This window comes from Mesorhizobium sp. M1338, from assembly GCF_040318045.1.
In the GTDB taxonomy this organism is placed as follows: Bacteria; Pseudomonadota; Alphaproteobacteria; order Rhizobiales; family Rhizobiaceae; genus Mesorhizobium.
In genome coordinates this window covers 72,000-96,847 of sequence record NZ_JAMYLL010000002.1, presented here as the reverse complement: position 1 = coordinate 96,847, position 24,848 = coordinate 72,000, and the positions used below count along the sequence as shown (strand labels likewise).

Sequence of the window (24,848 nt, the reverse complement as noted above, 5' to 3'; positions counted from 1 at the left end):
CATAGCGTCATGTCAGGGAGGAACGCATGGTCGGCAATGCCGTGTTCCGCGTAGAGGGACTGAGGAAATCCTTTGGCCATAACGAGGTGCTTGGCGGCGTCTCGCTCGAATTGCATGCGGGCGAAGCGACCGTCCTGATGGGCGCCAACGGCGCCGGCAAGTCCACCCTCGTCAAGATCATCAGCGGCGTCTACGAGCGCGGCGGCGGCACGATGGCGCTCGCCGACCAGGATTTTGCACCGAAAACCCCGGCTGAGGCGATCCGCGCCGGCGTCGTCACCGTTCACCAGAACATCAACGACGGTGTCGTCGCCGATCTCGACGTCGCCACCAATTTGACCCTCGACAGGCTGAGCGGCAAAGGCGCGCCGACCCTGTTCAATCCGGTCCGCGTGCGTCGGGAAGCCAAGGCGGTCGCCGACCGCATGGGGCTGGCCATCGATTTAAAGGCGCGGGTGAGCGATCTTTCGCTGGCCGATCGCCAGATGGTCGCGATTGCCCGCGCGCTGGCGCACCAGCCGAAAGTGCTGATCCTCGACGAGCCGACCTCATCGCTCTCGAGCACCGAGGCCGATCGGCTATTTGCGCTGATCGACAGGCTGCGCGAGCAAGGCGTGGCGATCCTCTACATCTCGCATCGCATGTCGGATATCAGGCGGCTTGCCGACCGCATCATATCCATGCGCGACGGGATCATCTCAGGCATCTTCGACAAGAAGCCGCTCGATTATGAAGGCGCGGTCAACGCCATGCTCGGCCGTAAGATCCATCTCGACCAGATCGTTGTCAGGAATTCGGCCAAGGCAATCCTGAACATCGAGGGCCTGCGCATCGCGCAGGGTGCCAAGCCGATCTCGCTGACGCTCGGCGACGGCGAGGTCGTTGCGATCACCGGCCTCGTCGGCGTTGGCAAGACGGCGCTCGCCGAGACACTGTTTGGCGTGCGCGAGCCGCTCGCCGGCACCATGATGATGAACGGCAAGCCTTATGCGCCGCGATCGGCCGGCGAGGCGATCGCCGCAGGCGTGTTCCTCGTCGCCAAGGACCGCGGCGAGAACGGCATCGTCGGCGGCTTCAACATCCAGGAAAATATCAGCCTGCCGTTTCACAAGCGCATGTCACGTTTCGCTGTTTTCAGGCGCCGTCTGGAACGCGCTACCGCGCGCCGGCAAATCCAGGAACTGGGCATCGTCTGCCGCTCCGAGAAGGACGAAATGTCGGAGCTGTCCGGCGGCAACCAGCAGAAGGTGATGGTCGCCCGCTGGATGGCCCAGGATGCCAGACTGTTCATTCTGGACGAGCCGTTTCAGGGCGTCGACATTTCCGCCCGGCGCGACATTGCCGCCAAGCTCAGGGCCAGTGCAAACGGCCGCGCCACGCTGCTGTTCGTCACCGAACTCGACGAGGCGCTGGAGACCGCCGACCGCATCCTGGTGATGTCGGAGCACACCATCGTCGGCGAGCACCGCAATGCCGACGTTGATCTCGATCGCCTGCTGGCCGAGGTCGCCGGCGGACCGCTGCACAGCGCCGCCTGAAGAGCGCGTAATATGAATTGGAACGGAGAGACCATGGGTTCGAGTTGGGTAAAGACGGCAGCAGCGCGCGGGAGCGCTGAATGACGTTGCGCGACCACGCCATCCGCTACGGCTTCATCGTGCTCTTGTTCGGGCTCGTCGCCTATTTCGCGATCGCCGCCGACGGTTTCGTCTCGCCGCAAAGTGCCGTCTTCATCTTCCAGTCGGTTGCCATCACCGGCGTGTTGGCGCTCGGCGTCACCGCGACGCTCGTCGTCGGCGGCTTCGACCTGTCGATCGGCTCGGTCGCCACATCAGCCATGATGGCGGCGGCCTATGTGATGGTGGTGCTGGAGCAGAACGCTTTTGTCGCGGTCGTCGTCTGCCTGCTGATCGGCGCCATTGTCGGCCTGATCAACGGCTGGTTGATCGTCTACATGCGCGTGCCCGATCTCCTGGCGACGCTCGGCATGATGTTCCTGCTCGTCGGCCTGCAGCGCATCCCGACCGAAGGCCGCTCGATCGCAACCGGCATGACCATGCCGGACGGTTCGGTCGCCAACGGCAAATTCTCTGACGCCTTCCTGGCGCTTGGCCGCCACCGCTTCGATTTCTTCATCCCCAATCTCATTCCGGTGTCGGTCGTGGTGCTGCTCGTGCTCGCCGTGCTGATCTGGTTCTTCCTCGAATACACCCGCTTCGGCCGCATGATGTACGCCGTCGGCAGCAACGAGCGCGCCGCTGAACTCGCCGGTGCGCCTGTCAAGGCATACAAGATCTGGGCCTACGTTATTTCAGGAGTTTTTGCCTCGATCGGCGGCATTTTGCTCGCCGCCCGGCTTGGACGCGGCGACATCGCCTCGGGTAATAATCTGCTGCTCGATGCGGTTGCCGCGGCGCTGATCGGCTACGCGGTGCTTGGCGCCGCCAAGCCGAACGCCTTCGGCACTGCCATCGGCGCGCTGTTCGTCGGCATCTTGCTGCAAGGCCTGACCATGATGAACGCGCCTTACTACACGCAGGATTTCGTCAAGGGCGTGGTTCTGGTCGTCGCCCTTGTCTTCACCTTTGCGCTTTCGGGCAAGGGCAGGAGGTAGCTTTCGACCGGAACAGGATTTTGGGTTCAACAAGAGTGGAGGAAAACAAAGTGAGCATTACAAGAAGACTTCTGGGGAAGGTGGCGCTCGGATTGGCCGGCGCGACCATGCTGATGCAATTCCCGGCGCTGGCCGCGGACAAGCCGGCGCCTTTCGACAAGCCCGGCGTCAAGATCGCGCTGGTCCGCTACCTCTCGACCGGCGACTTCTTCCAGGCCTATCTCTCGGGCGTCGAAGCACAGTCGAAGGCGCTCGGCATCGACCTGCGCGTGCTCGACAGCCGCCAGGATGCTGCCCTTCAATCCGATATGGTCGATCAGGCCATCGCGCTCGGCGTGCAGGGCATCATCATCCAGCACGGTCTGACGGAATCGATGAAGGACGCCGCGCAGCGTGCGGTCGACGCAGGCATCAAGGTGGTGGCTTTCGACGTCAACGTCGAAAACCCCAAGATCCCGCAGGTCGAACAGTCCGACCGCGACTTGGCGCGCCTCGCCCTCGAACAGGCCGTCAAGGACAATGGCGAGAGCTGGAAGGCCGGCTATGTCTATGTCGCCGGCATCGCGCCGCTCGACCGTCGCAACGAGACCTGGGTCGACGTCAAGAAGAAGTATGCCGGCATCGACGAAGTCGCGATGTTCGGCACGCTCGACAACCCGATCGCCAATTCGGTCGCCAACCAGGCGCGCTCGGTGCTGTCGGCTCACTCCGACATCAAGGTGATGTTCGCGCCCTATGACGAATTCGCCAAGGGCGTGAAGATCGCTGTCGACGAAGCGGGCTTGAACAAGGGCATCAAGATCTATTCGGCGGACATTTCGACGTCGGATATATCAGCGATGCGCGAGCCCGACAGCGCCTGGGCTGCCACGGCCGCCACCAACCCGGCCGTCGTTGGCCAGGTCTCGGTGCGTGCGCTGGCACAGTTGCTGGCCGGTGAAGACCCCGGCCACAACGTCGTCGTGCCGCCGACGCTGATCACGCAGAAGGACCTCATCGACAAGGACATCAAGAACATGGAAGACCTGTCGGCCAAGCTGCCGCAGTTCGCCCATGCCGATGTCGCGATGCCGGCCTGGATGCCGAACCCGAACGCGAAGTAATTTGGACCTTTGACAAAGAAAGGGCGGCGGTTGCGCCGCTCTTTCCATGTGAATGCTCAGCCGCTCCGGGTTACAGCCAGTGTTCCGGATCGCGCATCCCGTGGACAATCGCCACGACCAGGACGCCATCCGATTGCGGTTCGTAAATGACGACATAACGGCCTTCTATGAGCACACGGGCAGTTGCGCTCAATTCGGGCCGGGCGGTGCCCATCTTGGAATGTTGAGCCGCCAGTTCCAGCTTGTCGAAAATGCGCATAAGCAGCTTGTCCGCCGCTTTTTCATTGTCGATTGCTATGGTGTGCCAGATATCTCGCAAATCCTGCGAGGCGCGTGGTGTGAGCCGATATCTAGCCACGAGCGCGGCGTTCTGCCTTCAGGCCGCGTATAAACTCAGCGGGTTCGACTTCCACCGGCCTGCCGCTGGCCATGCCGTCGGCATAGGCCCGTTTCAAATGTTCAAGTTCCAAGGCTCGCAATTCTTCGCGCTGCTCCCACAGACGAAGGGCGTCACGAACAATCTCGCTGTTGGAGGCATAACCTCCGCCTTCGACGGCGCTTTGCAGGCGAGCAACCTGCTGAGGGGTGAGGGATATGGTAAGGGTACGCATCGGTTCGGTTTTCATGCCCAACCTGTACCACACCTAACAAGAACTAACAATTGTTGTTAGGGTTTTACGCTCGCGCCTTGCCCCGCTGCCTCGAGGCAGCAGGGTGATCAAGGCAAGGCTTCCCTACCGCAGTGCCGCCGCGATATTACCGCCGTCGACCGTCGTCACATCGGCGGTGGTGCGATCGGCCAGCGCGTGATGCAGGAACGCCTGCGCCACGTCCTGCGCCGTCACTTCCTGGCCGAGCAGATTGCCGGACATGTAGTCCTTCTCCGACACGCCGCGCGCGCCCGAACGGCTGGCGATCATGGCGTCGGTCAAAAGCCCTGAGCGGATGCGGTCGGCATTGACGGCGTTGGAGCGGATGCCGTGCGCGCCATAGTCTAGCGCGTATTGCCTGGACAGGAACAGCGTCGCCGCTTTCGGCACGCCATAGGCGCCGAACTTCGGCCCCGGATTGACCGCCTGCTTGGAGGTGTTGAACAGAAGCACGCCGCCTGTGCCCTGTTCGAGCATGATGCGCACGGCATTCTGCGCCACCGACTGATGGGCGAAGAAGTTGAGTTCGAAACTTTTGCGCAAAAGCGCGTCGTCGAGCTCGCCGATGCGGCCTTCCCAAGCGGCACCGGCATTTGACACCAGGATGTCGACACCGCCGAACACGGCGACCGCTCTGTCGAAGGCGGCGCGCACCTGTGCCGGATCGGTGATGTCGGCGGCGACGCCGATCGAATTGTTGCCGGCTTTCTTGGCGGCCTCGGTGGCCTTTTCGGCGTCGAGATCGACGACGACGGCATGGGCGCCATTGTCGGCGAACAGTTTTGCTGTCGCCGCACCGATCGCGCCGGCGCCGCCGGTAATCAGCACCACCTGGCCGGTCAGCGGCTTCGGCTTGTTGGAGGCGAGCTTGGCCTGTTCCAGCGACCAGTATTCCAGCGGGAACAGATCGGCCTTGGAGAGCGGATGGAACCGGCCGACCGCCTCGGCGCCGCGCACCGCCTCGATCCACATTTCGCCGACATCGGATGCGATCTTCGCGTCCTTCAGCGTGCGGCCATGGCCGAACATGCCGAGGCCCGGCACCAGCGTCAGCCGTGGCATCTGGTCGAGCATGGTGCGCTTGACGTCGTCGAGCGCGTCATTGGTTTCGAAATAGGCGCGGTAATCCTTGGCGAAGGCTTCGACGTGGTCCTTGATCACGGCCTTGTAGTCGTCGGCCTTGTCGGCATCGGGCGCCGGCAGCGCCATCGGTCCGGTCTTGATGCGGATCGACAGATCGGGCGTCGACACGCCGCGTCCGGCATAGTCGGCAATCTCGGCCGAATTGATGAAATCGACGATTGCGTCCGAAGTGCGGAAGTCGCTGATCATGCGGTCGAAGCGGCCTTCGCCGCGTGCCACGGCGACGGCGCCGCGAAGCGTCGGCGCGATGGACGCCGGTGTCGCGAGCCTTGCCGGCAAGGCTGCCTTTGCTGCCTTGGGCTTGCCGCTTGCGGCAATGAAGTCCTCGGCGACGTTCACATAATGGATCATCCGGTCGTAGGCTTGTTTGGCATCGTCGCCGAAGGTGAAGATGCCGTGCTTGTCGAGGATCAGGCCCTCGACCGTGGGGTCGGCGTCGAAGATGTCGGCCGCCGCCTTGGCGAGGTCGAAGCCGGGCATGATGTAGGGCACATAGCCCATCTTGCTGCCGAACACCGTCTTCACCAGCGGCTTCGAGTCTTCCTGGTCGACGATGGCCAAGATGGCGGTCGAGTGCGTGTGGTCGACGAATTTGTGCGGAAGGAAGGCATGCAGCAGCGTCTCGACCGAAGGGTTGGGCGATGACGGATCGATCAGGTTCACGCGTTGCAGGGCAACCATGTCCTCGTCGGCCAATCTGTTCAGCGCGCGCGCCTTGAGCAGCGGCTTGAGCTTGACCGCCGGCAGGCCCTGCGGTTCGATGACCCCCATGTCCCAGCCGCTGCCCTTGACGCACAGCACGTCCCACTTGTCGCCGACAAGATCGGTGGCCGTCGTCTTGCAGGAGGTGTTGCCGCCGCCATGCAGGACCAGCCTTGGTTCGCCGCCCAGCAGCCGGGTCGTGTAGACGCGCAAGGCCAGGTCGCGGCCGACACCCTTCTTTGCATAGTCGGCAACGAGCTTTTCGGCGGCTTCGTCATTCCACAGGTTCTTCATGTTCGCTTCGTCCGGTTGCTGTCTTTGATGGTGAAACAGGAATGCCGCGACGCTTTGATGACAATGCGCCGGCGGCGGAGATGGTGTTTCCTAGGAGGCCTTTTCTGTCGCGGCGGCCGCGTGATCCAAGAGCCGCTGCGCCATGCGCGCGCCGACCACCAGATGCGTGCAAAGGCCGCCCGTGATCGCCGCGAGCAGCGGTTCGAACTTGCTGTCCTCCTGCACCACCATTAGCCGCCTGGCGATGGCGCGTAGCGAGGCAAGCTCGGCTGATATCACACGTCGGTTGTAGCTGCAGTCGAGCACCTTGCCGTCGGCGTCGATGATCTGCCCGGCAATGACGCCGGCGGCGCCTCGGCCGCGCAGCTCCGCCATTTCACTTGGTGTCAGCGCGCCGCATTTGACCAGGTGGCTGTCGGCGTCGACCGCGCCGACCGAGTACAGCGCCAGATCGCATTCACCGACGCCCGACAATTGTTCGCGGATCACCGGTTCGGCCCGCAGCGCGCGTGCCAGCTCTTCCGTCGACAGCACCAGCGGCGCGTAGAAATTGAGGCCCTTGGCGTTGAGCCGCCGCGCGATCTCCATCGTGCATTGGTCGGGCCGATAGGAATAGGGCGCACCGAGATTGCCGCAGAGTTGCACCACCGTGACAGCCTGCAGGTCGGCATAGGACATGATGTCGGCGATCATGTAGACGGTGCGGCCCCAGGCGACGCCGATGCGGTCGCCCTTCTTGACCAGTTCGAGAAAGACGCTTGCCGCCAGCACGGCGATTTCCGTCGACGGGTCGGCGATATGGGCGTTTTCCGGCGCGATCCAGACGGCGTCGAGGCCCAGCGCATCCTCGAGCTTGCGCGCCAGCACATCGTCGGTGAAAAGTTGGGTCGAGGTCGAGATGTTGACGATGCCGGTCTCGCGCGCCTTGCGCAGATACATGGCGACCGAAGCGCGGGAAATGTTAAGCTGGCTCGCCACCTGGTCCTGCCGCAGGCCATGGGCGTAGTAGAGCCAGGCGGCCTTATGGATGAGCTGTTCTGCCGGTCGGATCGCCATGCCGTCTCCTCGGCTGACATTATTCATGGCTCTCGACAAAAGTCAAACTCGGCAAGGGTATGCAATGCCCTTCCGCCCTGCGAATCTGGATCATCATTGCGCCAAATGCGCTCCAACGGGGCATCGTTGATGGTGACGCGGCCCGAGCCTGAGATTAGAAGGTCCTAGAGAAAAGCGCGGGGAGCATGTGATGGGCAATCCTTACGAACAGGATCTCGACAAGAACGCGGCCAACCATCAGCCGCTGACGCCGCTCACCTATCTGGAGCGCGCGGCCAGGACCTATCCCGACCATATCGCCATCATCCATGGCCGCCAGCGCATCGACTATCGCAATTTCTGGCGGCGGTCGCTGAAGCTCGCCTCGGCGCTTCAGAAGCGCGGCATCGGCAAGAGCGACACGGTCACGGTCATGCTGTCCAACACGCCGCCGATGCTGGAGGCGCATTTCGGCGTGCCGATGACCAAGGCGGTGCTGCATTCGCTCAACACACGCCTCGATGCCGCGGTCATCGCCTTCCAGCTCGATCATGCCGAGACCAAGTTGCTGATCGTCGACCGCGAGTTCTCCAGCGTCGTCAAGCAGGCCCTGGAACTGGCCAAGGTCAAGCCGCTGGTCATCGATTATGACGATCCCGACTACGCCGCCGACGCGCCCTATCCGAAAGGCGACCTGATCGGCTCGCTCGACTATGAGGCCTTTGTCGCCGGCGGCGACGCGGATTTCGCCTGGTCGATGCCCGACGACGAATGGGACGCCATCTCGCTCAACTACACCTCCGGAACGACAGGCAATCCGAAGGGCGTGGTGTACCACCATCGCGGCGCTGCCCTCATGGCCTACACCAACACCATCCATGCAGGCATGGCCAAGCATGCGGTCTATTTATGGACGCTGCCGATGTTCCACTGCAATGGCTGGTGCTTTCCCTGGACGCTCGCCGTCCAGGCCGGCACCCATGTCTGCCTGCGCTGGGTGCGGCCGAAGCCGATCTACGATGCGATTGCCGATCACGGCGTCACCCATCTATGCGGCGCGCCCGTGGTCATGTCGGTGCTGATCAATGCGAAGGACGAGGACAAGCGGGAATTCCCGCAGACGGTCACCTTCAACACGGCCGCCGCACCACCGCCGGAAGCCGTGCTGTCGGGGATGGCCGATGCCGGCTTTGCCGTCACCCACCTCTACGGCCTGACCGAGACCTATGGCCCGGCGGTCGTCAACGAATGGCACGGCGCCTGGGACGATCTCGAAAAGGGCGAGCGCAGTGCCAAAAAGGCACGGCAGGGCGTACGCTACGCGGCACTCGAAGGCCTGACCATCATGGATCCCGAGACGATGCGGACGACCCCGGCGGACGGCGAGACCATCGGCGAGGTTATGTTCCGCGGCAACATCGTCATGAAGGGCTACCTGAAGAACCGCAAGGCCAGCGACGAAGCCTTTGCCGGCGGCTGGTTCCATTCCGGCGATCTCGGCGTCATGCATCCCGATGGCTACATCCAGCTCAAGGATCGCTCCAAGGACATCATCATCTCGGGCGGCGAGAATATCTCCTCGATCGAGGTCGAGGATGCGCTCTACAAACACCCTGCCGTTGCCTCTTGCGGTGTTGTCGCCAGGCCCGATGACAAATGGGGCGAGGTGCCGGTCGCCTATGTCGAGCTGAAACCCGGCAGGGCCGCGACCGAAGCCGAAATCATCGAGCATTGCCGCGCGCTGCTTGCCCGCTTCAAGGTGCCGAAGGCGGTGATCTTCGCCGAAATCCCGAAGACCTCGACCGGCAAGATCCAGAAGTTCCGGCTGCGCGAAATGGCAAAGGTCGCCTGAAACGCCGACGGCCTCTCGCGGAAAATATTTTCAGCAGTCCGCATCCTCGGGTGCCTTCGTGACGTCTATCGAATGTCACCATCTGTCACCAATCGTACAAGTACGTTGAAATCGCATTGACAGGCCGCCCATTTCGATTTACGAGTGATGAAAATTGAAATTCGTCACTCGTAAATCGATAGAGGATCATGTCCGAAGCCGCCACCATCGTCGCCGACGCCGCCCGACAGGAAAATGTGACGCGCATTCTCGATTGCGCCGAGCGCCTGTTCCGCCACTATGGCTACGGCAAGACCAATGTCGCCGACATCGCCCGCGAACTCGGCATGTCGCCGGCCAACATCTACCGCTTCTTCGCCTCCAAGGTGGAAATCCACCAGGCAGTCTGCGGCCGGATGCTCGGCGCGAGCTACAAGATGGCCTACGAGAGTGCCCACCTGCCGATCAGCGCCGAGGAGCGCCTTCGGCGCTACGTGCACGCCCAATACAAGATGACCATGGAGGTCATGCTCGACGAGCAGAAGGTCCACGAGATGGTCGTCGTCGCACTCGAACGGGACTGGGCCGTCATCGACAAGCATGTCGACAGCATTCACGACCTGTTTGCGGAAGTGATCCGCGACGGCATCGAGGCCGGTGAGTTCAGGGAGCAGGATCCGGTGATCGCGTCGCGGTGTTTCGGCGCCACGACCGTCATCCTGTGCCATCCGCAGATGGTGGCGCAATGCCTTGCCAAGACCAACCGGGCGATGCCCGACGACCTGATCGACTATGCGATCAGGGCTCTGAAATAATAACCACCGAAGGCCGGTGTCGACCGTTCATCTCCAGTCGGGAGTAACAAGATGTCTTTGTCCAGTTCCATCCTCCGCAAACTACCAGTTGCCGGCCTGATGGTCGCGGCCCTCGGGCTCGCCGGCTGCAGCCAAGAAAAAGCCGAAGTCAAGGACATCATCCGGCCGGTCAAGGTCGTCGAGATCGCCCAGGCGCATGATACCCGCACGCTCTCCTATTCCGGCTCGGTGCGGGCTCGCACCGAAAGTGCGCTGGCTTTCCGGGTCAACGGCAAGATCACAGAGCGCCTCGTCGACATCGGCCAGCACGTGGCCTCGGGCGATGTCCTCGCCCGCATCGATCCCATCGATTACGACCTATCGGTCAAGAGCGCGCAGGCAGCCCTTGATGCCGCCGATCGGCAGGTCGAGACATCAGAGCTTGCCCGCAAGCGCGCCGAACAGCTGTTCGACAAGAAATTCGCGCCGAAATCGCAGCTGGAGCAGGCGACCCTGGCCTACGACCAAGCCGTCGCCACTCGCGATTCCGCTCGCTCGACGCTTGCCCAGGCCAGGAACCAGGTTGGCTATACCGACCTCAAGGCCGACAGGGATGGCATCGTTACCGCGGTCAGCGCCGATGTCGGCCAGGTGGTCGGCTCCGGATCGCCGGTGGTCACCGTCGCCGTTGACGGCGAAAAGGAAGTGCTGATCGCTGTCCCTGAGATGGAGATCGCCGAATTCAAGCCAGGCAAGATCGTCAAGGCGGGCTTCTGGTCCGACGACGCGCTGGCGCTGGACGGCAAGGTCCGTGAAGTCGCCGGCAGCGCCGATCCGCAGTCGCGCACCTTTGCCGTCCGCGTCAGCCTGCCCAAGGATCCGCGTGTGCTTCTCGGCATGACCGCCAGCATCGAAGCGTCGGCGGCCAATGAGCGGCAACTCGTTTCGATCCCGCTGAGCGCACTGGCTGAGAAAGACAGCCAGTCGATCGTCTGGACCGTCGATCGGGACGCCGACACCGTTCATGCCCGTCCGGTCAAGATAGCCAAGTTCGCCGCCGATGGTGTGCGTGTCGCGGAGGGTTTGAAGCCTGGCGACATCGTGGTCGCCGCCGGCACACAGTTCATGACCGAGAACCTCAAGGTGAAACTCGCCGGCGATACGGTGCTGCAATCGGCCTCCGCGGCGGGTGACGACGGCGACGCCAAGCAGGTGCGCTGAACGACAGACAACCGGCTGCGCGTTCCCGCAGCCGCTGGTTTCCGGGCGGCAAGCGCCCGACCTGAGACGCTCGATTGATGTAACCCCCACATCGATGCTCGCGTCCCACCGCGATGAGTGTTTCTCCGCTCGGAGAGCCTTGCCGCCCGGAAGCCGATCCGAACTCGATTGTTGAACAGATGGATCTGCATCCATGACCAATTCCACGGAAGAAAAGCGGCCTTTCAACCTGTCGCGCTGGGCAATCGGCCATCCGTCCATTGCGCGGTTCCTGTTCGGCTTGATCATCATTTCCGGCGCGCTCGGCCTGATGCGCATGGGCCAGAAGGAAGATCCCGATTTCACCTTCCGGGTCATGGTGGTCCAGGCGATCTGGCCGGGCTCCTCGATCAAGGAGATGGAAGACCAGGTCGTCAACAAGATCGAGCGCAAGCTGCAGGAGACGCCGCATCTCGACTTCGTGCGCTCCTTCACCCGCGCGGGAAGTGCCATCATCACGGTGCAGATCAAGGGCGACACCAACACGGCGGAAGTGACCGACGCCTTTTATCAGGTGCGCAAGAAGGTCGGCGATATATCAGGCGACCTGCCGCAGGGTCTGCTCGGCCCCTATTTCAACGACGAGTTCGGCGACACCTTCATCACGCTGCATTCGATCAGCGGCGATGGCTTCAGCTACCCCGAGTTGAAGAAGTTTGCCATCCAGGCACGCGACATGCTTTTGACGACGCCCGGCGTCGAGAAAGCCGTCATCATCGGCGACCAGCCGGAAAAACTCTACATCGACGTCTCGTCCAAGGCGCTCGCCGAACGTGGTCTGACCCTGACCGATCTGCAGAACGCGATCAAGGGACAGAACAATGTCGACCCGGCCGGCTCCGTCGAAACCGGCACCAATTCGGTCCGCATCTCCGTCGAAGGCGATGTCGGCAAGGTCGAGGACATCAGGAACCTGCGCCTGCGCGCCGGCGGTCAGGTCACAAGGCTGGGCGACATCGCCACGGTGACCTCGGGGCTGGAAGATCCGTTCCAGCGCAAATACCGCTTCAACGGTCATGACAGCGTGCAGCTTGGCGTCGTCATGGCCAAGGGCTTTAAGGTCACCGATGTCGGCAAGGACGTCGAGGCCACCTACAAGCGCTTCGAGGAGGCGCTGCCCTATGGTGTTTCGGTCGACCAGATTTCCGATCAGCCGGGCGTCGTCACGGACGCGGTGGCCGAGTTCATGCATGCGCTCGGCGAAGCGCTGCTGATCGTGCTCGTCGTCTCGTTCCTGTCGATCGGCTGGCGCTCGGGCCTCATCATCGCCATCACCATCCCGCTGGTGCTCGCCGCCACCTTCGCCATCATGTACGAACTCGGCATCGACCTGCAGCGCATCTCGCTCGGCGCGCTGATCATCGCGCTCGGCCTGCTCGTCGACGACGCCATGATCGTCGTCGAAATGATGGAGCGCAAGCTGGAAGAGGGGCTGGTCAAGATCGAGGCGGCAAGTTTCGCCTATTCCTCGACCGCCTTCCCGATGCTGACCGGCACGCTGATCACCACGGCCGGCTTCATCCCGGTCGGCTTCGCCGCGTCGACGGCCGGCGAATATGTCCGCACCCTGTTCTATGTCGTCGGCATCGCGCTGGTCGTCTCCTGGTTCGTCGCGGTGTATTTCACGCCGTGGCTAGGCAACATGATCCTGAAGCAGCGCAAGCATGCCGGCAGCCACCACGATGCCTTCGACACGCGCTTCTATCGCCGGCTGCGCGGAACCGTCGGCTGGGCGGTGCGCCATCGCATCATCGTCCTGACGATGACGCTGGTGACCTTCGGCACCAGCCTGTGGGCGTTCCAGTTCATCCCGCAGAACTTCTTTCCGCAGTCTTCGCGGCCGGAAATCCTCGTCGATCTCTGGCTGCCGGAAGGCACCAGCATCAAGGAGGTCGAGGCACAGGCCAAGGCGCTCGAAGCCAAGATGATGGACGACAAGGACAAGCGCTTCATCGCAACCTATATCGGCGAGGGTGCGCCGCGCTTCTTCCTGCCGCTCGACCAGCAATTGCGCAATCCGAACTTCGCCCAGCTGCTCGTCATGGCCAATGACGAACCGGCCCGCGAACGGTTGATCGTCAAATTGCGCACCGTCCTGGCGCAAGATTTCCCGTCGATCCGCGCCAAGGTAGACCGCCTGTTCCTTGGGCCGCCGACCGGCTGGCCGGTGCAGATGCGCGTCATGGGACCGGATCGCCAGGAGGTGCGCCGCATCGCCGACCAGGTGAAGGCGAAGTTCCGCGAGGATCCGCTGCTTGGCGCAGTCCATGACGACTGGCTCGAACCGGTGCCGGCAATGAAGCTGGTCATCGACCAGGATCGCGCCCGTGCGCTCGGCGTCACCTCGCAGCGCATCCGCCAGATGCTGCAGGCGGCCATGTCCGGCGTGCCGCTCGACGACTTCCGCGACGGCGAGGAGACGGTGTCGATCGTCGCCCGCGAGCCGGATGCCAGCCGCAGCCTGCTGTCCTCGGTCGACTCCGTCTATATTCCGACCGATTTCGGCGGCTTCGTGCCGCTATCGCAGGTAGCCAAGGTTGTGCCGGTGCTGGAGCAAGGCATCGAATGGCGCCGCGACCGCTTGCCGACCATCAGCGTGCGGGCGACGCTGCCGGATGGCGTGCAGTCCAACGACGTCATCACCAAGATGTACAAGGACATGCAGGGCCTGCGTGACGGGCTGGCGCCCGGCTACAAGATCGAGATTCAGGGCGGTGCGGAGGATTCGGCGGAAAGCCAGGCTTCGATCGCCGCCAAGGCGCCGATCATGCTGGCCGTCATCGTCGTGCTGTTGATGATCCAGCTGCAGCATTTCGGCAAGGCGATGCTGGTTCTGGCGACCGGTCCTCTCGGCATCATCGGTGCTGCGGCGGCCCTTTTGATCAGCGGCGCGCCGTTCGGCTTCGTCGCCATCCTCGGCGTCATCGCTCTGCTTGGCATCATCATGCGCAACTCGATCATCCTGGTCGACCAGATCGACCAGGACATTGCGAGAGGCATGGATCGCTCCGAAGCGATCATCGGCTCGGCCGTGCGCCGCTTCAGGCCGATCGTGCTGACGGCGATGACGGCGGTGCTGGCACTGATCCCGATCTCGCGCGGCGTGTTCTGGGGGCCGCTCGCCTACGCCATGATGGGCGGCATCCTCGTTGCCACCGTGCTGACCATCCTGGTCCTGCCGGCGGGCTATGCCCTGTTCTTCGGCCGCGAGCCCAAGAGGGTTGCCGAGAAGGAAGACGATTTGGCACCCAGCGAAGAAGCCGAAAGGCCTCAACTGGCCCTGGCGGCTGAATAAACGATATCGGCCGGTCGAGTTTCGACCGGCCGATTGTCCATCCTGTTACGGCTTTCCGCTGCCGACTTTTCCGGAAGTCGTCAGATGACGAAGAACCAGTTGGCGAGCAGCATCACCACCACGCCGGCGACCAGCGTCAGATAGGGTAGCATGCCTGCCTTTTTGACCGAGAGGTCGGCTCCCGTCATGCCGAGGTCGGCCAGCATGTGGTCGGGGAACTTGCCCTTGTCCTGGACGTAGTGGCGGAAGCAGAACACCGGGATGATCAGCGCCGCTGTGATCAGTCCGGCCCACAGTGCCATCGGGTTCCACACCTTGGCGCCGGCGCCCATGAAGATGGCGTTGACATAGGCGAAGATCGCCCCGATCCCGAGCAGCCAGCTCGGCGCCTTCCAAGGCCGCGCGATATGGCCGTTGTCGATGCGGTGGATCCAGCCGGCGTTGAGGTTGAGGAAGTTGAAGATGATGTAGCCGCAGTTCGACACGGCGAGGATGAAGAAGAAGCTCGTCGCGTCGGCCGAGGCGATGGCCAGCACGATCAGGTTGAAGACGAGATCGGTCCACATGGCGCGGGTCGGTGCGCCGTGCTCGTTGACGTGGCTCAGATAGCGCGGCAGCCAGCCGTCGACCGAGCCTTGGTAGAGCGTGCGCGAAGAGCCGGCCATGGCGGTCATGATGCACAGCACCAGCGCCAGGATCATCAGCATCACCAAGAGGCTGTGGATGAGCGCGCCGCCGCCGACCATGCCGGCCAGAGCGTCGGCAACGCCCGAGCCATCGACGATCGGGGTGGCCAGCATACCGTTCAAGCCAAGCACGCCCTGGAAGGTGAACGGCACCAGGATGAACAGCAGCATGCAGAGCAGACCGGAATAGAAGATGGCCTTGAACGTGTCGGTGCCCGGGTTCTTGAACTCCGAAGTGTAGCAGACGGCGGTCTCGAATCCGTAGGTCGACCACGCGGCGATGAACATGCCGCCGAGCACCAGCGTCCAGCCGGCAATGTTCCACGAGCCGGGCTCGGGCGCGTAGGCAGCAGCCAGCGGCACAAATGGCGAAAAATTCGCCCAGTTGATCTGGCCGGTGATGATCGGCACGATGCCGACGATCAGCATCGGGATGATCACCAGCAGGCCGATATATTTCTGCACGTTGGCCGTGCCGAGGATGCCGCGATGCTGGATGGCGAAGATGATCAGCATCAGCACCGCGCCGATGAAGAAGGTCGCGTTGAACGTGAACGAGACCGGTCCCAGCGTGTGGCTGTAAAGCGTCCAGCTGCGGATCGCCGGCGTCGCGGCGGCGGTCGCCGCCGTGATGGCGTCGGCGGCGCTCGTTCCGGCATGCGCGGCGATATAGGCGACGACATCGGGCGAGGTTTCGGTGAACAGCGGCACCGGCGCCAGCGCGTTGAGGATATAGGCGGCGGCGATCGAGCAGCCGAGCGACAGCACCGGCGACCAGGCGAACCAGTTGCACCAGACCGACAGCGGCGCGATGAATTTGGAATAGCGCAGCCAGGCCGTGGCTCCGTAGATCGAGGCGCCGCCGGATTTGTTCGGGAACAGGCCGGCGATCTCGGCATAGGTGAAGGATTGCAGGAAGCCCATGATCATGGAGGCGATCCAGATCGCGAAGGCCAGCGTGCCGGTCGTGCCGGCGATGCCGCCGATCGAGAACAGGACGAGGGCAGGGACGCCACTCGCCACCCAGAAGGCGCCGCGCCAATCTATGTTCCGATGCAGCTTGCCTTCCGCAAGCGGCTCCAGGGCAGTCGTAATCGTGCTCATGTGTCTTTGTTCCCCTTTTTGATGTTCCCCGTTCGTGACGGCCGCGACTTTGCGAGGCTTCATCATCGACGCGTGCATTGAGCGACTGCCGGTGTTTCCACTCAGTCGCATTTTTTTCTTAACAGTGAAGATTGATCCGGCGCGCTTTCAGGTCAAGCGTTTTGTGAAGTCGTGCACATCACGCTTGTGAGCGCACGGACTCACACGGCCGGCGACATCGCCGGTCAGCCGGCCAAACCATCGCGAAGGCGGCGGTCAGGAACGCGGCTTGGTCTTTTGCGGATCGTAATGCGCGAAGGCGACGACGCGCGCCGGCAGCCGCTTGGCATGGCCGTCGAGCTTGCCGATCTCGACCTCGGTACCGACGGCGGCATGGGTGACATCGAGCCTGGCCAGCGCGATGTTCTTGTTCAGCACCGGCGAGCGCATGGCTGACGTGACCACGCCGATCTGGGCGCGGCCGACATGCACGCAGTCGCCATGGCCGACGGCGACATTGGCATCGATATCGAGGCCGACCAGCTTCGTCCGCGGGTGCTCCTTGCGGCGGATCAGCGCCTCGCGGCCGATGAAATCGTCGGTCTTGGTCTTCAGCGGGACGGTGAAGCCGATGCCGGCCTCGAACGGGTCGGTCTGGTCGGAGAATTCGTAACCGGCGAAGATCAGCCCGGCCTCGATCCGCACCATGTCGAGTGCCTGCAGCCCCATCGGCTTCAGTCCGTGCGGCCGGCCGGCCTCCCAGATGGCGTCGAACACTTTTTCGGCGTCGCGCGGATGGCACCAGATCTCGTAGCCGAGTTCGCCGGTATAGCCGGTGCGGGAGACGACGACCGGAATGCCGTTGCCGCCACCGATTCGCGCCACCGCAAAGCGGAACCATTCGAGCTCGTCGATCGACGGCTGCAGCGGCGAGGTCCAGATGACTTCTCGGAGGATGTCGCGGCTCTTCGGCCCTTGCACGGCGACATTGTGCATCTGGTCGGTCGACGAGCGCACCAGCACCTTGAGGCCGAGTTTCGCCGCTGTTTCGCGCAGCCATTCGCCGGACAGATCGTCGCCGCCGACCCAGCGGAAATTATCCTTGCCGAGGCGCAGCAGCGTGCCGTCGTCGATCATGCCGCCATGCTCGTAGCACATGGCCGAATAGACCACTTGGCCGACACCGAGCTTTTTCACGTCGCGGGTCAGCGTGTACTGCAGCAGCGCTTCCGAATCCGGGCCGGTGACCTCGAACTTGCGCAGCGGCGACAGGTCCATGATCACCGCGTCCTGCCGGCAGGCCCAGTATTCGGCGATCGGTCCGTCCTTGGCGAAGGAATTGGCCAGCCAGTAGCCCCTGTACTCGATGAAGTTGCGGGTGTGCTTGGCAAAGCTCGAATGAAAGGATGTCTCGCGGGTCATTTTCGGTTCCGAATCAGGCGTCATGCGTCTGGCGATCGCTCGCGAGAATTTGTGCTGGCCGGAATAGGTGCGCACATGGATGTCGGTCGGGTTCCAGCCATTGGCCGGCGTCGTGTCGTCGGGGCAGGCGGAGGAAACGCAGACAATGTCGGTGAGCGCGCGCAGCAGCACATAGTCGCCGGGCCGCGACCACGGCTCGTCGGACACCATGACACCATGCGCGTCGATCGCGGTGTTGAAGAAGAAGTTGATCGCCATCCAGCCGGCACGAGGATTGACGCCTTTGTCGGCCAGCGCGCGGTTGAAATTCTCCGAGCAGTTGATGTGGCCGGGATAGCCGATGTCGTCGTAATATTTCGCCGCGCAAGCGAGCGCGAACGCATCGTGCCGGCCGCATGTATCCTGCACCACTTCGACCAGCGGCTCCATGTCCTGGTCGTAATATTTCGAATACAGGCCGGGCATCGGATAACTTGCACCCATCAGCGTGCGGGTCGTCGTCACATCGAGTGGATGGTCGAAGCCCTTGTCCAGCTTGCGGGCCGAGAAGCACTGGAAGTCGGTGCACTGGCGCCCGTCGACATCGATGATCTGCAGATAGTCGCCGGCCTTGACGAAGTAGGATTCCGCCGTCGCCGAGTGGACACGCAGGTCGAGCACCGGGTCGGTGAGCGGGTCGGCCAATTGCGATTTCGCCACTGGGCGGATGGTGGCGCGCCGGACGATGATGGTAAGTGGCGTTGCCGTGTCGTGGCCGTCGACCAGCATCGGCCCGCCGGGAGCGGCGATGACCATCGCGCCGTCGCGTATGACCGTGAAACCCTGCTCGGTGCCGGCTGGCGTGGTGCCGCCGAATACGCGCACGGCCTTCGCCTGATCAAGCTGCACCTGCCGGCGCGCGAGCCCGCCCCGTAGCGATGCGAGACTATAGTCGCCCTCGGCCAGCTGCGCCTTGATGCCGGCTGCATTGCTGTTCGATGTTTCCCCAAAAATGCCGGCATCGGTCGCGCCGGTCCTGTCCCAGGCCAGCAACTCGCAGGCCTGTCCGCCTTCGACATTGCGCACGCTGATTGTGTCGCCGGCCTCGATGTCGATCAGCACCGCGCCGTTGCCCTGTATCGTATAACGCTCCATGCCCGGCGGCAGGACGATCTGGCCGGGCCTCAGGATGAGGCTCGGCCGAGGCGGTCCGGCTGCAATTGCGGGGTAGGGCGACTGGCTCATCTCAGCCTTGCGGTTCGAGAAACAAGTTTGCCTGTGTGTAAAATTATTTTAGCAGCAAGAATAGCAGTGCGGTTGCGTTTGGCAAGGCGGAGGTGGCATTTCGGGCGCAGTCGGCTCAGGTTGAATTTCGCCGATCAGGCTTGTCTCCGAACGTCGGCGCCGCCCCTCATCTGGCTGCCGCCATCTTCTCCCCGTAAACGGGGCGAAGGACGCTCGTCGCCGATTTCGCCAAGTGCCGACGCTAAAGAGATGGCGCGGCATTGCGGCCAGTGTCTTTCGCCCCGTTTACGGGGAGAAATGCCCGGCAGGGGGGCAGCGCCGAGATCTACAATTATCGAATTAAAGTCCCTCGGAATGGCTGACAGCAACTCCATATTCCGCAGCCGAGTCGAGCATCGTATGCCAAAGGCTTTCGGCAAACGTCGCAAACACCAGTAACCTGAACACCGCCACCCCATCCGCCCTGTCATTCCCGCGCCAGAGCGTCACGCTGGTATGGTCCATCGAGGTTGCGGCGGCAGCGCCAATCGGAAATGCTCCCGCATGCAGATCGATCGACGACAGCTTCGCCAGCATCATCCGCGCCTTGGCTCCGGAAATGCTGACCACCATTCGCGCATGCGATTGGTCGGACAGCGAGGCAGGTCCGGACAATGCCGGCCCCAGCGTTTGCATTGTGTGCTTGCCGCCCTTCGACAGGACGAAGAACTGATCCGGTCCGGACCAGATCAGCGTGGCGTCCTGAGCCTGTATCGCCTTGGGCGCATCGGGAGCCGCCACGCCAAAACGGGCTATGGCCGCCTTTGCCAGCTCGGCCGCTTGGCCGCGCCGCGCCATTACCTGGATCAGGTCGAAATTGCGGATCTCGGTCAACGAAACGCCGGCCTCGATGCTGCCTGCACCATGCCCACCGGCGACCAGCGCATGCTCGAGGGGACTGCGGAGAGCCCAGGAAAAATCAGCCACGCTGGCGCCCTCCATCCGGATCGTAGAAGACGGGATTGCACAGTTCGACGTCATAGTCCTCGCCGCGCAATGGGTCATGCGCGTGTACGATCTCGCCGATGCGCTCGCGGCCGCGCTCGACCAAGGCCAGCCCGATCCATTGATCTGACGTCGGCGAGAAACACACCGAGGTGACGTAGCCCTGGTCGTTATCAGGGCCAGGTGTCTGACCTTTCGGAATGATATGCGCGCCGGAGCGCAAGCGCCGGGCCTTGTCGGTCGGCTTGATGCCGACAACGACCTGCCGGTCCGGTGCGACCAGCGCCTCGCGCCCGGCCATGACGCGGCCGATAAAATCCTTCTTGGTCGACATCATCTGGCCCAGGCCAAGATCCGCCGCCGTCGTCGTTCCGCTCAGTTCCGGTCCGGCGATGTGGCCCTTTTCGATACGCATGACGCCGAGTGCCTCGGTGCCGTAGGGTGTGACGCCGAATGGCGCGCCGGCCAGCATCAGATTGCGCGCCATGGCGTCGCCAAAGCGTGCCGGCACTGAAATCTCGAAGGCCATTTCGCCGGAGAATGAGATGCGGAACAGCCGTGCCTTGAGGCCGCCGCGTAAGCTGACCTCGCGCGCGCCCATGAACGGAAAGCCTTCGTTCGACAGGTCTTCCGACGGATCGACTATCTCCTGGAGCAGGTCACGAGTCTTGGGTCCGGCGATCGAGAATTGTGCCCACTGATCCGAAACCGAGGTCAACTGCACGTCGAGTTCCGGGAACAGCACCTGGCGGCAGAATTCGAGATGCTGCATCACCAGTCCGGCCTTGGCCGTGGTGGTGGTCAGGAAATAGTGGTCCTCGGCCAGCCGCGACGTCGTGCCGTCGTCGTAGACGATGCCGTCTTCGCGCAGCATCAGCCCGTAGCGCGCTTTTCCCACCGCAAGACTGGAGAAGGTGTTGATGTAGACGCGGTCGAGGAAGGCGCCGGCATCCGGCCCGTGCACATCGATCTTGCCGAGCGTCGAGACATCGCAGAAGCCGACGCCGCCGCGCACCGCCTTGACCTCGCGGGTGACCGATTCCAGCCAGTCCTTCTCGCCGGCGCGCGGATACCATTGTGCACGCTTCCACAAGCCGGTGTCGACGAAGACGGCGCCTTGTTCGGCCGCCCAGTGATGCGACGGCGTCAGCCGCGTCGCATGGAAAGTCTCATCGCGGTGATGACCGGCGAAGGCGCCGATGGCGACCGGCACATAGGGCGGCCGGTAGATCGTCGTGCCGGTCTCTGGAATGGAACGGCCGCTGACCGCCGCCATGATGGCGAGACCGGCAACATTCGAGGTCTTGCCCTGGTCGGTGGCCATGCCGAGCGTCGTGTAGCGCTTCAGGTGCTCGACGGATTCAAAGCCCTCGCGCTGCGCCAGTTCGATGTCGGAAGCGGTCACATCGTGCTGGTAATCGACAAAGGCCTTGCCCTTTCCGGCGACATGCCAGAGCGGCGTCAGTGAAAACGCCTCGTCGTCGGCGACAGGACCAGCGCCCGCCGTACCATTGTGCCCCGCGTCACGCGCCGCTGCCGCGCCGGCGGCAAATCCTCGGCTCAGGCAGGCGCCGAGGCCGAAGTCGCCGTTCGCGGCACCGGCGGCAACCATGCCCGGAGGGGCGCCATCTGGCACGAAGGCTGATATGTCGTCACGCCATGTCGGCCGGCCGCGATGGTAGGATGTCAGTCCGACCGCCGGGTTCCAGCCGCCGGAGACAGCGAGCCCGTCGGCTTCGACCTCGGCGCGCGCACCGCCGGTGAGCGACACCGCGATTTTCCTGACGCCGTCCTTGCCGCCCTCGACACCACTGACGGAGCCGTGCAGCACCGCGAAGCCACCCTTGGAGGCGAGCGATCGGTGGGCTGGAGATACATCAGGCCGCGCATCGATGACCGCGGCAATCCGCAGTCCGGCACCGAGGGCCGTCTCGACCGTGCGCCAGCCATCCTCATTGTTGGTGAACAGCGCGATGCGTTTGGCCGGCGTTGCCGCGTAGCGCGCGACATAGGTCCGCATGGCGGAGGCCATCATCACGCCGGACGTGTCGTTGCCGGCAAAGACGATCGGCCGTTCGATGGCGCCGGCCGCGACGACACAGCGCTTGGCCACGATCCGCCACAAGCGCTGGCGCACCTGATGCTCGGGCGGCTGGGGCAAATGGTCGTTGACCCGCTCGATCGCGCCATAGGTGCCGCCATCGTAGACACCGAACAAAGTCGTGCGGGTCGTGATGCGGACGTCGGGCATATCAGCCAGTTCTGCCAGTGACCGCGACAGCCACTCGGCTGCCGGCAGGCCATCGATTGTGCCGCCGTCCGACAGCAAGCGGCCGCCGAGCGTGAAATCCTCTTCGCACAGGATGACGCGGGCGCCGGCGCGGCCGGCTGCCAATGCCGCGGCCAAACCGGCCGGGCCGGAGCCTGCGATCAGCACATCGCAATGCGCCCATGCCTTGTCGTAGTGGTCGGGATCGGCAACGCCGGCAGCGCGGCCGAGACCGGCGGCGCGGCGGATCGCCGGCTCGTAGATGGCTTCCCAGAATTTCGCCGGCCACATGAAGGTCTTGTAGTAGAAGCCGGCGACGAAGATCGGCGCGAATAGCTGGTTCACCGACATCACATCATGGCGCAGCGACGGCCAGCGGTTCTGGCTGGCGGCTTCCAGCCCGTCATAGAGCTCCGCCGTCGTCGCCTTGGTGTTCGGCTCGCGCCGGGCGCCCGTGCGCAATTCGACCAGCGCGTTGGGTTCTTCCGAACCGGCGGTGAGGATGCCGCGCGGGCGATGGTATTTGAACGAGCGGCCGACCAGCTTGACGCCGTTGGCGATAAGCGCCGAGGCGAGCGTGTCGCCCTGAAAGCCGGAGAAAGCCTTGCCGTCGAAGCGGAAGTTCAGCGGCGCCGAGCGGTCGATCAGACCGCCGGAAGGGAGACGATGGGATTGGCTGGACGTCACGATTGCCGGCCTCTCATCGATTCGATGTCATGCGGGAGCGTCGCGCTGCCCCTCACCTGCCTGCCGGCATCCTCTCCCCATATAGTGACGGGGAGAGGGGCGCTCTCGTTGCGGCCAGCTCCCTTCTCCCCGTCACTATACGGGGAGAAGTACCCGGCAGGGCGATGAGGGGCAGCGCTGACTTGGACAGGAAAACTCATTTCGCGACCTGCCTCGCCCCAGCACCCGCAGCCGGCTCCACGGCCGAAATCTCATGCGTCAGCGTGTTGCGTGCAACCTTCAGCCAGGCCCTGCAGCCGCCGCCATGGTACCAGTATTCGCTGGTCTGCCCGGCGACATTGTCGCGCAGATAGACATAGTCGAAGACTTCGTCTTCCGAGGCGCCGGCCACTGGCCGCACCGGCTTGGCGTCGCCGAGATAGGTGAACTCGCCGAGTTCGCGTTCACCGCAGAAGGGACAGACAATGCGCATTTGCTTCTAACCGCCTTCAATGCAGGTTCGGTTGGGCGCCCTGGCCCTTCTCGTCGATCATCGCGCCGCGCCGGAAGCGGTCGAGGCGGAACCGCGCCGCCTCTTCGTGCGGCGCATCGCGGGCCAGAAGGTGGGCGAACACAAAGCCCGAGCCCGGCGTCGCCTTGAAGCCGCCATAGCACCAGCCGGCGTTGAGATAGAGCCCGTCGACCGGCGTCTTGTCGATGATCGGCGAACCGTCCATCGACATGTCCATGATGCCGCCCCATTGGCGCAGCAACCGCACGCGGCCGATCATCGGCATCAGCGCCATGCCGCCCTCGCAGACGTCCTCCATCACAGGCATGTTGCCGCGCTGGGCGTAGGAATTGTAGCCGTCTATGTCGCCGCCGAAGACCAGCCCGCCCTTGTCGGACTGGCTGACATAGAAATGGCCGGCGCCGAAGGTCATGACACCGGGAATGAGTGGCTTGATCGCCTCGGAGACGAAGGCCTGCAGCACATGGCTTTCGATCGGCAGGCGCAGGCCGGCCATCGCCGCCACGCGCGACGAACTGCCGGCAACAGCCATGCCGACCTTGCCGGCGCCGATCCTGCCGCGCGATGTCTCGACGCCGGTCACCTTGCCATTGGCGTCGCGGGTAAAACCGGTGACCTCGCAGTTCTGGATGATGTCGACGCCGAGTTCACTCGCCGCGTGCGCGTAGCCCCAGACAACGGCGTCATGCCGTGCCGTGCCGCCGCGCCGCTGCAAGAGGCCGCCCTGCACGGGAAAGCGCGCATTATCGAAGTTCAGGAACGGTATCATCTTCCTGACAGCGGCAAGGTCGAGCAGTTCGGCGTCGATGCCGTTGATGCGCATCGTGTTGCCGCGCCGCGCATAGGCGTCGCGCTGCGCGTCGGAGTGGTAGAGGTTGATGACGCCGCGTTGGCTGACCATCGTGTTGTAGTTGAGGTCCTGCTCCATCCTTTCCCACAGCTTCATCGATAGCTCGTAGAAGCCGGTGTTGCCGGGCAGGCCGTAATTGGAGCGGATGATGGTGGTGTTGCGGCCGGCATTGCCGGAGCCGATCCAGCCTTTTTCGAGCACAGCGACGTTCTTGATGCCGTACTCGCTGGCCAAGAACCAGGCGGTTGCCAGCCCGTGGCCGCCGCCGCCGATGATCACCACGTCGTAACGGTCCTTCGGCGTGGCGTCGCGCCAGGTGCGTTGCCAGTTCTTGTGGCCGGACAGGGCGGCGCGGGCGAGCGAGAAGATCGAGTATTTCATGCGTTCATTCCGAGGTCGCTCGCATCGCGC

At 63.5% G+C, this 24,848-nt stretch carries 17 protein-coding genes; 7 read left to right on the top strand and 10 right to left on the bottom strand.

Annotation, left to right across the window (positions count from 1 at the left end; genetic code table 11):
- Positions 1 to 26: 26 nt before the first annotated feature.
- The 3 genes from NKH19_RS02425 (at position 27) to NKH19_RS02415 (ending at position 3,717) form a co-directional block, all read left to right on the top strand.
- A complete protein-coding gene (locus tag NKH19_RS02425) occupies positions 27 to 1,538 on the top strand; it encodes a sugar ABC transporter ATP-binding protein (RefSeq protein WP_352867181.1) in 1,512 nt (503 codons plus the stop codon).
- An 80-nt stretch (positions 1,539 to 1,618) separates the two neighbouring features.
- Positions 1,619 to 2,614: an ABC transporter permease gene (locus NKH19_RS02420; RefSeq protein WP_352867179.1), complete on the top strand. Its 996-nt coding sequence runs from the start codon at positions 1,619 to 1,621 to the stop codon at positions 2,612 to 2,614.
- Positions 2,615 to 2,664: 50 nt separating this feature from the next.
- A complete protein-coding gene (locus NKH19_RS02415) occupies positions 2,665 to 3,717 on the top strand; it encodes a substrate-binding domain-containing protein (protein WP_352867177.1) in 1,053 nt (350 codons plus the stop codon).
- Positions 3,718 to 3,787: 70 nt separating this feature from the next.
- On the opposite strand, the gene NKH19_RS02410 is transcribed toward NKH19_RS02415, so the two are convergent.
- The 4 genes from NKH19_RS02410 to NKH19_RS02395 all read right to left on the bottom strand — a co-directional run bounded on the left by NKH19_RS02410 (position 3,788) and on the right by NKH19_RS02395 (position 7,562).
- On the bottom strand, positions 3,788 to 4,075 hold the full coding sequence (locus NKH19_RS02410; protein ID WP_352867175.1) for a type II toxin-antitoxin system RelE/ParE family toxin: 288 nt from the start codon (positions 4,073 to 4,075) through the stop codon (positions 3,788 to 3,790).
- The gene (locus NKH19_RS02405) at positions 4,068 to 4,328 is read right to left on the bottom strand and encodes a type II toxin-antitoxin system ParD family antitoxin (protein WP_502910873.1); all 261 of its coding nucleotides are present in this window, start codon (positions 4,326 to 4,328) and stop codon (positions 4,068 to 4,070) included. The genes NKH19_RS02410 and NKH19_RS02405 overlap by 8 nt, the downstream gene beginning before the upstream one ends.
- A gap of 123 nt (positions 4,329 to 4,451) precedes the next feature.
- Positions 4,452 to 6,506, bottom strand: a complete 2,055-nt coding sequence (locus NKH19_RS02400; protein ID WP_352981657.1) for a bifunctional aldolase/short-chain dehydrogenase — start codon at positions 6,504 to 6,506, stop codon at positions 4,452 to 4,454.
- Positions 6,507 to 6,596: 90 nt separating this feature from the next.
- Positions 6,597 to 7,562, bottom strand: a complete 966-nt coding sequence (locus NKH19_RS02395; protein ID WP_352981656.1) for a sugar-binding transcriptional regulator — start codon at positions 7,560 to 7,562, stop codon at positions 6,597 to 6,599.
- A 190-nt stretch (positions 7,563 to 7,752) separates the two neighbouring features.
- Between NKH19_RS02395 and NKH19_RS02390 the strand changes: the two genes are divergently transcribed.
- From NKH19_RS02390 to NKH19_RS02375, 4 genes are all read left to right on the top strand, one after another.
- Positions 7,753 to 9,393 (top strand): acyl-CoA synthetase, encoded by a 1,641-nt coding sequence (locus NKH19_RS02390; RefSeq protein WP_352981655.1) that lies wholly within the window; start codon positions 7,753 to 7,755, stop codon positions 9,391 to 9,393.
- Between the two features lie 188 nt (positions 9,394 to 9,581).
- Positions 9,582 to 10,187 carry a TetR/AcrR family transcriptional regulator gene (locus NKH19_RS02385; protein WP_352981654.1) on the top strand — a complete coding sequence of 202 codons (606 nt, stop codon included), beginning with the start codon at positions 9,582 to 9,584 and terminating at the stop codon, positions 10,185 to 10,187.
- Positions 10,188 to 10,238: 51 nt separating this feature from the next.
- Positions 10,239 to 11,387, top strand: coding sequence for an efflux RND transporter periplasmic adaptor subunit (locus tag NKH19_RS02380; protein ID WP_352875516.1), 1,149 nt, complete (start codon positions 10,239 to 10,241; stop codon positions 11,385 to 11,387).
- A 193-nt stretch (positions 11,388 to 11,580) separates the two neighbouring features.
- Complete coding sequence (locus NKH19_RS02375) at positions 11,581 to 14,721, top strand: efflux RND transporter permease subunit (RefSeq protein WP_352875514.1); 3,141 nt, start codon at positions 11,581 to 11,583, stop codon at positions 14,719 to 14,721.
- 80 nt (positions 14,722 to 14,801) lie between these two features.
- Here the strand turns inward: NKH19_RS02375 and NKH19_RS02370 are convergent, their stop codons facing one another.
- The 6 genes from NKH19_RS02370 to NKH19_RS02345 form a co-directional block, all read right to left on the bottom strand.
- Positions 14,802 to 16,511, bottom strand: a complete 1,710-nt coding sequence (locus NKH19_RS02370) for a trimethylamine N-oxide permease (RefSeq protein WP_352981653.1) — start codon at positions 16,509 to 16,511, stop codon at positions 14,802 to 14,804.
- A 255-nt stretch (positions 16,512 to 16,766) separates the two neighbouring features.
- Positions 16,767 to 19,136 (bottom strand): trimethylamine N-oxide demethylase, encoded by a 2,370-nt coding sequence (locus NKH19_RS02365; protein ID WP_352981652.1) that lies wholly within the window; start codon positions 19,134 to 19,136, stop codon positions 16,767 to 16,769.
- Positions 19,137 to 19,475: 339 nt separating this feature from the next.
- Positions 19,476 to 20,102, bottom strand: coding sequence for a sarcosine oxidase subunit gamma (locus NKH19_RS02360; RefSeq protein ID WP_352981651.1), 627 nt, complete (start codon positions 20,100 to 20,102; stop codon positions 19,476 to 19,478).
- The gene (locus tag NKH19_RS02355; protein ID WP_352981650.1) at positions 20,095 to 23,076 is read right to left on the bottom strand and encodes a sarcosine oxidase subunit alpha; all 2,982 of its coding nucleotides are present in this window, start codon (positions 23,074 to 23,076) and stop codon (positions 20,095 to 20,097) included. The genes NKH19_RS02360 and NKH19_RS02355 overlap by 8 nt, the downstream gene beginning before the upstream one ends.
- 196 nt (positions 23,077 to 23,272) lie before the next feature.
- Complete coding sequence (locus tag NKH19_RS02350; RefSeq protein ID WP_352867152.1) at positions 23,273 to 23,548, bottom strand: sarcosine oxidase subunit delta; 276 nt, start codon at positions 23,546 to 23,548, stop codon at positions 23,273 to 23,275.
- Between the two features lie 16 nt (positions 23,549 to 23,564).
- Entirely contained in the window at positions 23,565 to 24,818 is a 1,254-nt protein-coding gene (locus tag NKH19_RS02345) for a sarcosine oxidase subunit beta family protein (RefSeq protein ID WP_352867150.1), read from the bottom strand.
- Positions 24,819 to 24,848: the final 30 nt, after the last annotated feature.